Here is an 11940-nt window from a genome sequence, read left to right as displayed (position 1 = left end):
ACTCAACCCAGCGGGTGCCACTCTCGTTTGTCACGGCTCAGCAGCTCCTTGCCCGCCTCGGGGCCGTCTTCGCCGGCTGCATACGGGTGCACTTCGCCCCCGTCGGCCCAGGCGTCGAGGAACGGCTGCACCGCACGCCACCCGTTCTCGATGTTGTCGGCACGCTGGAACAGGGTCTGGTCACCGGTCAGGCAGTCGTAGATCAGCGTCTCGTAGCCGGTGGCCGGGGTCATCTTGAAGAAGTCCTTGTAGGCGAACCCCAGCTCGACGTTCTCCATGATCAGTTCAGGCCCTGGGCGCTTGGCCTGCAGGTCGAACCACATCCCCTCGTTGGGCTGGATCTGGATCTTCAGGTAGTTGGGCTTGGGCCGTTCGGCTTCCGATTCACGGAATTGCGCATAGGGCGCCGGCTTGAAGCAGATGGCGATCTCGGTGTCGCGTACGCTCATGCGCTTGCCGGTGCGCAGGTAGAACGGCACCCCGACCCAGCGCCAGTTGTCGATCATCACCTTGAGCGCGACGTAGGTTTCGGTCTGGCTCTCGGGATCGACGTTGGCCTCGTCGCGATACCCCGGCAGCGCCTTTTCGTCCGTCGAGGCGACGTACTGACCGCGCACCGAGTTCTTCAAGGCCATCTTCGGCGACCAGGGACGGATCGCGCCGATGACCTTGGCCTTTTCGCTGCGCACCGCATCGGCGGCGAAGGCGGCCGGTGGCTCCATGGCCACCATCGCCAGCAACTGGAACAGGTGGTTGGGCACCATGTCGCGCAACGCCCCGGTGGTGTCGTAGAACGCGCCGCGGGTTTCCACGCCGACGGTCTCGGCTGCGGTGATCTGCACGTGGTCGATGTAGTGGTTGTTCCAGAACGATTCGAACAGGCCGTTGGAGAAGCGGCTGACCAGAATGTTCTGCACCGTCTCCTTGCCCAGGTAATGGTCGATGCGGTAGATCTGCCGCTCACCCATGACCTGCAGCAAGGCCGCATTGAGCGCCTCGGCGCTGGCCAGGTCGGTGCCGAAGGGTTTCTCGATGACCAGGCGCCGGAAGCCGCCCTGGCTTTCGTCCAGCAGGCCGGCCTGACCCAGGCGTTGCGCGACCTCGGGGAAGAAGCGCGGTGCGGTCGCCAGGTAGAAGACCGCGTTGCCATGCTCGGTCTGTCCGATACGCTCGGCGATGGCCGTGTAGGTCTCGGCGGACAGAAAATCCCCCGTCTGGTACTCCAGGCGTTCGGCCAGGCGGGCCCACAGGGTCTCGTCGAGCTGGGTGGCGCCCTCGCCCCCCGTGGCACGCTCGCGCATGAACGTCAGCAGGCGCTCGCCGAATTCGGCAGCGGTGGACGTGTTGTGGTCCACCCCGACGATGCGCAGGTCCGGGTCGAGCAACCCGTCACGGGCCAGGTTGTACAGCGCCGGCATCAGCAGGCGCTTGACCAGATCGCCGCTGGCGCCGAACAGGAACAGGGTGCAGGGAGGTGCGGTCGGGATCGTGTCTGTCTTCATTCGGGCTTCTCGACATGGCCGCCGAAGCCCAGGCGCATGGCCGACAGCAGCTTGTCGCCATAGGTGCCCTGCTGCTGACGCGAGCGGAACCGGGCGAACAGTGCGCTGGACAGGACAGGCACCGGCACGGCCTGTTCGACGGCAGCATCGATGGTCCAGCGCCCTTCGCCGCTGTCACCGACCGCGCCGCTGAAGTGCGCCAGCTGAGGATCGGCCACCAGGGCATCGGCCGTCAGGTCGAGCAGCCATGAACTGACCACGCTGCCGCGCCGCCAGACTTCGGCGATCTCGCCCATGTCCAGGTCGAAGCGCTGCTCCGGAGCCAGGTGCTCGCCGCCTTTGCTGCGCAGCAGGTCGAAGCCTTCGGCATAGGCCTGCATCAAGCCGTACTCGATGCCGTTGTGCACCATCTTCACGTAGTGCCCGGCGCCAGGCGGGCCGGCATGGATGTAGCCGTGCTCGGCACGGCCCGGTTCGCCTTCGCGCCCCAGGGTGCGCGGGATGTTGCCGACGCCCGGGGCCAGCGCCTTGAACAGGGGCTCCAGGCGCTCGAACGCGTCCTTCTGGCCCCCGATCATCATGCAGTAGCCTCGATCCAGGCCCCACACGCCCCCCGAGGTGCCGACGTCCAGGTAGTGCAGGCCACGCTCGGCGAGCGCAGCAGCGCGGCGCACGTCATCCTTGTAGAAGGTGTTGCCCCCGTCGATGACCGCATCACCCGGCTCGAGCAGTTCGGCCAGCTTCTGGATGGTCTGTTCCGTGGGCTCGCCGGCGGGCAGCATTACCCAGACCGCCCGTGGCGTATCGAGCGCCTTGACCAGTGCTTCCAGATCGTGGGCACCGGTGCTGCCCTCCTGCACCAAGGTACTGACCGCCTCGTTGTTGCGGTCGTGGACCACCGTGGTGTGACCGGCGCGCATCAGGCGCCTTGCGATGTTGCCGCCCATGCGGCCCAACCCGACGATTCCCAGTTGCATGTATGGCTCCTTTTCAGGGCGAATGGCAGGACATGTGCCGTTTCAGGTTAGTCCAGCGCGGTGGCTCAGGGTTCAGCATCTGCCTGGGAGGGTCAGCGAGATTCCTGTGGAATGGTTCCAACCACTCGCTGCGAGCCGATGGGTGAAGCAGGCAGGCATCTGCTGCCCCAGGCTGGAGCACGTGTGCGGGTGGAGGGCACCATGAACGGTCATGTGAAGACGTTGGGTCTTGAGGCTTCGCGTGCTGACGAGCAGGTCGCTGGCCAAGGCAGGTTTACCTGAAACAAGGAGGGAGCTGATTTCATGGGCCTGTTGGGCCCAATCGCGGCCGGTCCGGCGCCCCGGCTGGGGCCGCTCACAGGAGATCGTACCTGTCTGCGCCATCAGGTCACGGCTGGGAAGCGGCTCCTGCCGGGGCGCCGGCCTGGACACAGCTCACAAGGCACAAGAGTTGCACGCCTCCAGGCGTCCACGTTCAAAACGGTGCCTGACAGGCCCTTTGACAGGACCACAAGACGACTTGTTACAAAACTGAAACAGTAGACTAATCGCAAAAAGTGACCGACGGGTCACACCTTTGTCACGTTGTCTCCTACACTCGGAGGGTTGGCCTTGAACCACTTGGAATTTATGACGAAAACAAGTCGAACTTTCCGAGATCGGCACAGGTCAGCACCTAAGTACGCTACGGAAAAAGGCATTCCCTTGACCGAGCCTACCCACCCCTGAACAGACCAAGCGCCTGGCGGCTGGATCGCCGCACTGTGCCGTGTCTGTGAGTCGTTCACCGGGGCATGGATTGCAACACGTAAGCACGCATTCAGAGAGACCAACGCTTGAGACAACGCCGCGGGTGCAAGGCACTCGTTTAGGGACGGAGAGAAGTATGATCAGTGCCGCTGTCGAACCCAATGTAATCACTTTCACCCAGGACCCTCACGAAGTGCCGCGCAAGGACATCGTGACGACAGCCAAGGCACCCGGCGCCCAGCGCCAGCACAACCCGAACAAACGCAAAGTTCTCTTCGTCACTTCGGAGATCGCCGACTTGGTGAAGACCGGCGGTCTGGGCGACGTGTCCGCGGCATTGCCGCGTGCGCTGAGTCACCTGCATGACGTGCGCATCCTCATCCCTGGTTACCCTCAGGTGATGAACAGCAACAACCCCATTCACATCGTGGGCCAGCTGGGTGGCCATGCCGCCCTGCCGCCCTGCAAGATTGGCCGCATGGACCTGCCTGACGGGCTGGTCATCTACGTGCTGATCTGCCCCGAACTGTACGAGCGCGAAGGCACCCCCTACGGCGACAACGAGGGCCGCGACTGGGCCGACAATCACATCCGCTTCGCTCGCCTGAGCCTGGCTGCAGCCGAGATGGCCGCTGGCGAAGGCATGACCCACTGGCGTCCGGAACTGGTGCACGCCCACGACTGGCCGACTGGCCTGGCGCCTGCCTACATGCACTGGCGTGGTGTGAACGTGCCGACCCTGTTCACCATCCACAACCTGGCCTATCAGGGTGTCTACAGCCTGGGCAGCTGCCCGGAGCTGGGGATCCCTGACCATGCGTTGCAACAGGAAGGCATGGAGTTCTACGGCAAGCTGTCCTACCTGAAGGCCGGCCTGGCGTACTCCAGCCACATCACCACGGTCAGCGCGACCTACGCCCGCGAGATCACCACCCCGGCCTTCGGCTGCGGGCTGGACGGCTTCCTGGCCAGCAAGGCCGAAATGGGCCTGCTGGGCGGCATCCCCAACGGCATCGATGAAAGCTGGGATGCGGCCACCGACACTCACCTGCAGCACAACTTCAGCATCAACGACTGGGAAGGCAAGGCGCGCAACGCCGACGAGGTCCGCGCCCTGTTCCAGCTCGATGCCTGCGACGGCCCGCTGTTCGCCGTGGTCTCGCGCCTGGTCTATCAGAAGGGCCTGGACCTGACCCTGGCCGTGGCCGACTACATCGTCGAGCAAGGCGGTCAGATCGCGATTATCGGTCGCGGCGAGCCCGAGGAAGAACAGGCCATGCGCGAGCTGGCCAAGCGTCACCCCGGTCGCATCGGTGTGCGCATCGGCTTCAATGAGACCGATGCACGGCGCATGTTCGCCGGCAGCGACTTCCTGCTGATGCCGTCGCGCTACGAGCCGTGCGGCCTGAGCCAGATGTACGCGCAGCGCTTCGGCTCTCTGCCGGTCGCGCGCAACACCGGCGGCCTGGCCGACACCATCGAGGATGGCGTCACGGGCTTCCTGTTCGACGAATCCACTGCTGACAGCTATCGCGAGGCCCTGGGCCGTGCTTTCTATGTCTACGAGAAGAAAGACCTGCTCAATGCCATGCGCTGCCTGTCGATGACACAGCCGTTCAACTGGTGCCAGGCGGTCGAACCCTACGCCCGTCTATACGAAGAACTGGTCTGCCAGACGCAGGCCGCTCACTACTGAGTCGAGGAGTCGAAGATGCACAGGCATGGCGTACATTTCTTGGACGCCACGTCGGCGCGCTTCGCCCTCTGGGCGCCGAACGCGCGTGACGTGAGCGTAGTCATCGGGCAGCGAGTGTTCGCACTGCAGCCCGAGGCAGATGGCTGGTTCATCGGTGAAGTCGACTGCCAGCCAGGCGATCATTACCTCTACCGTTTCACCAACGACCAAGGCGAGACCCAAGAGGTCCCCGATCCGGCGTCACGGTACCAACCCGAAGGCGTGCACGGGCCCAGCCAGGCCGTCGATACGGGCGCTTTCGAATGGCAGCATGCTGCCTGGACCGGACGGCCCTGGCAGGAAGCGGTGATTCACGAACAGCACGTCGGCGTGCATGGCGGTTACGCCGGCGTCGCCGCGCAGCTCCCTCGCCTGGCCGAACTGGGCATCACCGCCATCGAACTGATGCCGGTGGCGCAGTTCCCCGGCAAGCGCAACTGGGGGTACGACGGCGTCCTGCCGTTCGCCCCGCAAAACAGTTATGGCAAACCCGAAGAGCTGGCGCGCCTGGTCGATCAGGCCCATGGCCTGGGGCTGTCGGTCATGCTCGATGTGGTCTACAACCACTTCGGCCCTGACGGCAACTACCTGCACAGCTACGCCGACGATTTCTTCGACGACGGCAAGCAGACGCCATGGGGCGCCAGCATCGACTTCAAGCGGCCTGAAGTGCGTGAGTTCTTCATCCAGAACGCCTTGATGTGGATCTGCGAATACCGCTTCGACGGCCTGCGCCTGGACGCGGCGCACGCCATCGACAACCCGGACTTCCTCAAGGAACTGGCCCGCCGGGTACGCGCTGCCGTCGAGCCGGGCCGCAAGGTCTGGCTGGTGCTGGAGAACGAACACAACCAGGCGTTTCTGCTCGAAGAAGGGTTCGACGCCCAATGGAACGACGACGGCCACAACGCCCTGCACGTGCTGCTCACCGGCGAGACCGAAGGTTACTACCAGGATTACGAGGATCAGCCGATCCAGAAGCTGGCGCGCTGCCTGGCTGAAGGTTTCGTCTTCCAGGGCCATGAAAACCGTCACGGCAAGGCGCGCGGCGAGCCGAGCGGCCACCTGCCCCCCAGTGCCTTCGTCCTGTTCCTGCAGAACCATGACCAGGTCGGCAACCGCGCCCTGGGCGAGCGTCTGACCCGTCTCTGCTCGCCCGAGGCCCTGCGCGCGGCCACCACCTTGCTGTTGCTGTCGCCGATGATCCCGTTGCTGTTCATGGGGGACGAGCAAGGCAGCCGCAGCCCGTTCCTGTTCTTCACCGACCATCACGACGAACTGGCCGATGCCGTGCGCGAAGGCCGTCGGGCGGAGTTCAAGGGCTTCGCCGCCTTCGAATCCTCCGAGGACCGCGAACAGATCCCCGACCCCAACAGCCCGAAGACCTTCGAGGCCTCTCGCCCCCTGATCGATACGCCGGCTGCCGAAGAATGGCAGGCGCTGTACCGCACGCTGCTGGAGCTGCGGCGCAAGCACGTGGTGCCGTCACTGCCGGGCATCCGGTCCGAGAGTGTGGAGGTGCTCGACGACAAGGCCCTGAGCGCACGGTGGCGGTTGGAAAACGGTGACCTGTTGCGTATCGACCTCAACCTGGGCGAGACGCCGTGCACGGTCGACGTGCCTGATGCCGCCTTCTGGCTGTACGACAGCTCGCGCACCAATACCCAGGCCGGTCAGTTGGCCCCTGCCAGCTGCATCGTCAGCCTGATGCCGGCTGACGAGGGCAGCGTATGAGCCACCAACCTCTGCACGACCTGGCCGAACGCGCCGGCATCGCCCGCGACTGGACCGATGCGAACGGCAAGCCCCAGCAAGTGAGCGATGACGTGCTGCGCAAGGTCCTCGCCGGCCTGGGCCATGCGGCGGACGACGACGCGGCCGTCGACGCCAGCCTCCGGGCCCTGGACGAGCACGCACGGACGCATGCACTTCCCCCGTTGATGACCGTGACCGAAGGCGAGTCGATTGCGCTGGGCCACGCCTTCGCGGACCTGCCCGTGCGCATCGAACGTGAAGACGGCATCGTGCACGACGCCAGCACCGATGCCCGAGGCCACGTCTCGCTCGACCTGCCGGTGGGCTACCACCAGCTCAGCGTCGAGCAGCACGCCCTGACCCTGGCCGTGGCCCCGGTGCGGTGCTACGGCCTGCAGGATGCGGTGGAACCGCCGCCACGCTGCTGGGGCATCGCGGTGCAGCTCTACAGCCTGCGTCGCGAAAACGGGTGTGGTTACGGTGATTGCCAGGCGCTGGAGCACCTGGTGCGCAGTGCCGCCGAGCGCGGTGCAGATGCCGTGGCCATCAGCCCCATCCATGCCTTGTCCACGGCCGAACAACGTCATTTCAGCCCCTACTCGCCGTCCAGCCGCCTGCTGCTCAATACGTTGTATGCCAGCCCGGCCCTGCTGCTGGGCGAGCACGCGGTGCAGACCGCCATCGAGAGCTGCGGCCTGAGTTCTACCCTGCGCACCCTGGAAACCGAATCGCTCGTCGACTGGCCCGCCGCTGCCGAAGCCCGCCTGCAGGTATTGAGAGCGCTGCACAAGGACTTCATCAGCGAGCAGGCACAGGGGCAGGACGTAGACAAGCGTGGCCTGCGCCAGGATTTCGAGGCGTTTCGTCAGGAGGCCGGGCAAGCCCTCGAGCTGCACTGTCGCTTCGAGGTGCTGCAGGCCCATGCCATGGCGCAAGGCCACGGCGCCGACTGGCGTCGATGGCCAGCCGAGTGGCAGGACCCTGCCGGCCCTGCGGTCGAAAAGGTGACCTCAGAGCAACCCCAGGAGCTGGACTTCCATGCCTTCTGTCAATGGTTGACCGAACGCAGCCTGCAGCGTGTGCAGCAGGTCGCCTGCGAAGGGAAGATGGCCGTCGGCCTGATCGCCGACCTGGCCGTCGGAGCCGATGGCGGTGGCAGCCAGGCCTGGAGCCGCCAGGACGAGTTGCTGGCAGACCTCACCGTGGGCGCGCCACCTGACATCCTCAATCGTACCGGGCAGGACTGGGGCATCAGCGCCTTTTCGCCCGATGGCCTCAAGCGCAACGGTTTCCGCGCGTTCATCGAAATGCTCCAGGCCAACTTCCGGCATGCCGGCGGCCTGCGCATCGACCATGTGATGGGCCTGCGCCGGTTGTGGCTGATCCCTGGAGGGTCGAAGCCCCACGAAGGCGCCTACGTCGAATTGCCCGTGCAGGACATGTTGCGGCTGCTGGCACTGGAGTCGCACAGGCACAAGGCGATCGTGCTGGGCGAAGACCTGGGCACGGTGCCCGAGGGCCTGCGCGAGGACCTGGCCGAGAAAGCCATACTGGGCATGCGGGTGTTGCAGTTCGAGCAAGACCCTCCAGGGCGCTTCCTGCCCATCGAGCAATGGCCCGACGATGCACTGGCCACCACCGGCACCCATGACCTGCCGACGATGGCCGGCTGGCTTCAGGGCCGCGACATCGACTGGCAGAAAGAACTGGGCTTGATCGATGAAGCGAAAGAAAAGGAATGGCGGGCCTCGCGGCAGGTCGAACTGACAGGTCTGCACAGCAGCCTTGAACGTGAATATGGCCCCCTTCAGGACAACGACACCATGATCGACGCCGCCATTCGCTACATCGGCCATACCCAGGCACCGCTGGTCTTGCTTCCCCTGGAAGACCTGCTGGGCAACGAAGAGCAACCCAACCTGCCCGGCACCACCGAGGGCCACCCGAACTGGCGTCGACGTTTCGATGCCAAGGTCAGCGAGGTGCTGGACGATCCCCATGCGGCGCGTCGTCTCGAGATCATCGCCCAGTCCCGTGAACAAGCCTGGGAGCGCGACCAGTGAAGCCTCTGACCGCGACCATCCGCCTGCAACTGCACAGTGACTTCACCCTCGACGATGCCACCCCCCTGGTGCCCTACTTCGCGCGCCTGGGCATCAGTCACGTCTATGCCTCGCCGATCCTCACCGCGCGCGCCGGCTCCCGGCATGGCTACGACGTGGTGGACCCGACCCGGGTGAACCCGGAGCTGGGGGGCGAAGCTGCCCTGGAGCGTCTGGTGGCTGCCCTGCGCGAACATGACATGGGCCTGCTGCTCGACACCGTGTCCAACCACATGGCCGTGGGCGGTGCCGACAACCCCTGGTGGCAAAGCCTGCTGGCCTGGGGGCGACGCAGCCCTTATGCGGAATTCTTCGACATCCAGTGGCACTCCAGCGACCCTTTGATGGAAGGCCAGCTGCTGCTGCCCTTCCTCGGTAACGACTACGGCAAGGCCTTGCAGGACGGCGAGATTCCACTGACCTTCGATGCCAAGCACGGCGTATTGGAAATCGAGCATTACGAACACCGCTTCCCGATCTGCCCGCTGGACTACGGTCGCGTGCTGGGCCATGGCGCGTCAGCCGAACTGCAAGCCCTGGGTGAACGGTTCGCGGCGCTGCGTGACAGCACGGACCCTCTGGCCGAGGCAGCGCCCTTGCATCAGGCGTTGGCCGATGCAGTCCGCGGCGGCGCCAGGCTCGACGATGCCTTGGCCGCCTTCGACAGCCGCACCGAGCCTGGCTTCCAGCGCCTGCACGCCTTGCTGGAGCGCCAGACCTATCGCCTGGCCAGCTGGCGCACGGCAGCCGACGACATCAACTGGCGGCGGTTCTTCGACATCAACGAGCTGGGGGGTTTGCGGGTCGAGCGCTCGACAGTGTTCGAGGCGACCCATGCCAAGCTGTTCGAACTGATCGAACGTGGGCTGGTGGACGGTCTGCGAATCGACCATATCGACGGTCTGGCCGACCCCCGAGGTTATTGCCGCAAGCTGCGCCGTCGCGTCGAGGGCCTGTTGGCGGCGCGCCCGGCCGAGGCGGCGCTGGATCACTTCCCGATCTACGTCGAGAAGATCCTGGGCAGCGGTGAGCACGTCCACAAGGACTGGCAAGTGGATGGCACCACCGGCTACGAATTCATGAACCAGGTGTCGCTGTTGCAGCACGACCCTGCCGGCGAAGCGCCGCTCACCGAGCTGTGGCACCGGGTCAGCGAGCGTCCGGCCTTCGAGGAAGAAGTCCGCCAGGCCCGCAACCTGGTCCTCAACGGCACCCTGGCCGGCGATTTCGAATCGGTTGCCCAAGCCTTGCTGGCCGTGGCCCGCGATGACCTGATGACCCGCGACCTGACCCTGGGCGCCATCCGACGCACACTGATGGCGCTGGTCGAGCACTACCCGGTCTACCGCACCTACATCAATGCGCTGGGTCGTCCGGCCGAAGATGAGCCGTTCTTCCAGCAGGCCGTGGCCGGGGCCCGTGAACACCTGAGCGAGAACGACTGGCCCATGCTCGACCAGCTGCAACACTGGCTGGGCGGGCAACGGTGGCGCAGCCTGCCACCGGGCCGTGCACGCAAGCGCCTGCGTCATGCCTGCGTACGCTTCCAGCAGCTGACGGCGCCGAGCGCGGCCAAGGCGGTCGAGGACACGGCGTTCTATCGCTCGGCACGGCTGCTGTCGCGCAACGATGTGGGCTTCGAGGCGGACATCTTCAGCGCCGACCCTGTCCACTTCAATGACGAGGCGCAACGGCGCCTGCGCGACTTCCCGGACAACCTGTTGACCACGGCGACCCACGACCACAAGCGCGGCGAAGACTGCCGCGCGCGCCTGGCCGTGGTGAGCGAGCGTGGCGAGTGGTTCGCCCAGTGTGTCGAGCAGTGGCGTGAGCTGGCGGCGCCGTTGCGTCAGGACCTCGCCGATGGGCCCGCGCCCAGCCCTGGCGACGAGATGCTGTTGTTCCAGACCCTGCTGGCCAGCTGGCCCCTGGACATGGCCCTCGACGATCAGCCAGCCCTCGAGCAGTACGCCGAGCGTCTGCGCCAGTGGCAGCAGAAGGCCTTGCGTGAAGCCAAACTGCGCAGCAGCTGGAGCGCGGCGAACGACACGTACGAAGGCGTCTGCGCGGCCTACATCGATGCCTTGCTGCTCGACGCCGGGCAATCGTCCCTGCGCCAGGCCATCGCGCAGGCGGCGCACTCGATCGACAACGCTGGGGCCTTGAACGGCCTGGTGCAGACGCTGCTGCGCATGACGGTACCCGGCGTGCCGGACCTGTACCAAGGCAACGAATACTGGGACCTGACTCTGGTCGACCCGGACAACCGCCGCCCGGTGGACTACCCCGCCCGGCGTGCGTCGCTCGAGCAGCAGGCCCCCTTGCCTACGCTGCTGGAGCACTGGCGCGACGGACGCATCAAGCAGACCCTGATCGCACGGGTGCTGGACTGCCGGCGCCGTCATCCTCAGCTGTTTGCACGCGGCGACTACGTGCCGCTGACGGTGGAAGGCCGCCATGCCGAGCGCGTCATGGCCTTCGCACGGGTGGGGGACGGGGCGCGCGCGATCGTGGTCATGCCGCGTCTGGCAAGCGCCCTGCTGGATGACGCGACGACGCCATGGGTCACCAAGCAGCACTGGGGCGATACGCGGGTCATCCTGCCGTTCGAGCTGGACATTGCCAATTGCAAGGGACTTTTTGCCGGGGATGTGGTCAGCCAATCAAGGGAGCTGATGTTGAGCGCAGTACTGGCAGAGTTTCCGGTCAACCTGTTGATTGAACACTTTTGAACACCAGGAGCGTCGTGATGAGTGTCGATGAAAAACGTATCCGTGAATTCGCCTACCAGATCTGGGAATCGGAGGGCAAACCTGAAGGCCGCGAGGCCGATCACTGGGCCAAGGCCCGCAAGTTGGCCGAAGCCGAGTCCAAGGCGCCCAAGGAGACGCCTCGCAAGAAACCGGCGCCTGCCAAGTCGAAGCTAGCGGCAGAGGCGCTCGAGTCGGCCCAGGCTGGCAAGACCGCGTCGAGCGCTGCCAAACCGGCCAAGCCGACCAAGTCGGCAAAACCTGCCAAGGCCCCTGCTGCCAAACCCGAGGCTTCCACCAAGTCTGCAGCGCCCAAGAAGCCCCGCGCTGCCAAGAAGCCCGAGGCTGGCTGAACCTTCGGTACTCAGC

Annotated in this window: 7 protein-coding genes; 5 read left to right on the top strand and 2 right to left on the bottom strand. The window is 65.5% G+C overall.

Features of this window, described 5'->3' with window-relative positions; genetic code table 11:
- Positions 1-2 precede the first annotated feature (2 nt).
- Both zwf and gnd read right to left on the bottom strand, forming a co-directional pair.
- The gene (gene zwf / locus G7Z99_RS09920) at positions 3-1502 is read right to left on the bottom strand and encodes a glucose-6-phosphate dehydrogenase (RefSeq protein ID WP_181093525.1); all 1500 of its coding nucleotides are present in this window, start codon (positions 1500-1502) and stop codon (positions 3-5) included.
- A complete protein-coding gene (gnd, locus tag G7Z99_RS09915; RefSeq protein ID WP_181093524.1) occupies positions 1499-2479 on the bottom strand; it encodes a phosphogluconate dehydrogenase (NAD(+)-dependent, decarboxylating) in 981 nt (326 codons plus the stop codon). The genes zwf and gnd overlap by 4 nt, the downstream gene beginning before the upstream one ends.
- Before the next feature lie 886 nt (positions 2480-3365).
- Between gnd and glgA the strand changes: the two genes are divergently transcribed.
- Genes glgA through G7Z99_RS09890 form a run of 5 tightly spaced genes read left to right on the top strand, consistent with a single transcriptional unit; the run spans position 3366 to position 11924 of the window.
- On the top strand, positions 3366-4925 hold the full coding sequence (gene glgA, locus G7Z99_RS09910) for a glycogen synthase GlgA (protein WP_181093523.1): 1560 nt from the start codon (positions 3366-3368) through the stop codon (positions 4923-4925).
- Positions 4926-4940: 15 nt separating this feature from the next.
- On the top strand, positions 4941-6698 hold the full coding sequence (gene treZ / locus G7Z99_RS09905) for a malto-oligosyltrehalose trehalohydrolase (protein ID WP_181093522.1): 1758 nt from the start codon (positions 4941-4943) through the stop codon (positions 6696-6698).
- Positions 6695-8782 carry a 4-alpha-glucanotransferase gene (malQ, locus tag G7Z99_RS09900; RefSeq protein ID WP_181093521.1) on the top strand — a complete coding sequence of 696 codons (2088 nt, stop codon included), beginning with the start codon at positions 6695-6697 and terminating at the stop codon, positions 8780-8782. The genes treZ and malQ overlap by 4 nt, the downstream gene beginning before the upstream one ends.
- Positions 8779-11553: a malto-oligosyltrehalose synthase gene (locus G7Z99_RS09895; protein ID WP_181093520.1), complete on the top strand. Its 2775-nt coding sequence runs from the start codon at positions 8779-8781 to the stop codon at positions 11551-11553. Before malQ ends, G7Z99_RS09895 begins: the two co-directional genes overlap by 4 nt.
- Positions 11554-11570: 17 nt before the next feature.
- A complete protein-coding gene (locus G7Z99_RS09890) occupies positions 11571-11924 on the top strand; it encodes a DUF2934 domain-containing protein (RefSeq protein ID WP_181093519.1) in 354 nt (117 codons plus the stop codon).
- The last annotated feature ends 16 nt before the right edge of the window (positions 11925-11940 follow it).

The organism is Pseudomonas entomophila (genome assembly GCF_013523165.1).
Classification (GTDB): Bacteria; Pseudomonadota; Gammaproteobacteria; order Pseudomonadales; family Pseudomonadaceae; genus Aquipseudomonas; species Aquipseudomonas entomophila_A.
This window is presented reverse-complemented; position numbering and strand designations above follow the sequence as displayed.

Bases quoted from the DNA above. Each gene is read 5' to 3' on its own strand.
- zwf (WP_181093525.1), bottom strand. From the start codon at position 1,502: ATGAAGACAGACACGATCCCGACCGCACCTCCCTGCACCCTGTTCCTG.
- gnd (WP_181093524.1), bottom strand. From the start codon at position 2,479: ATGCAACTGGGAATCGTCGGGTTGGGCCGCATGGGCGGCAACATCGCA.
- glgA (WP_181093523.1), top strand. From the start codon at position 3,366: ATGATCAGTGCCGCTGTCGAACCCAATGTAATCACTTTCACCCAGGAC.
- treZ (WP_181093522.1), top strand. From the start codon at position 4,941: ATGCACAGGCATGGCGTACATTTCTTGGACGCCACGTCGGCGCGCTTC.
- malQ (WP_181093521.1), top strand. From the start codon at position 6,695: ATGAGCCACCAACCTCTGCACGACCTGGCCGAACGCGCCGGCATCGCC.
- G7Z99_RS09890 (WP_181093519.1), top strand. From the start codon at position 11,571: ATGAGTGTCGATGAAAAACGTATCCGTGAATTCGCCTACCAGATCTGG.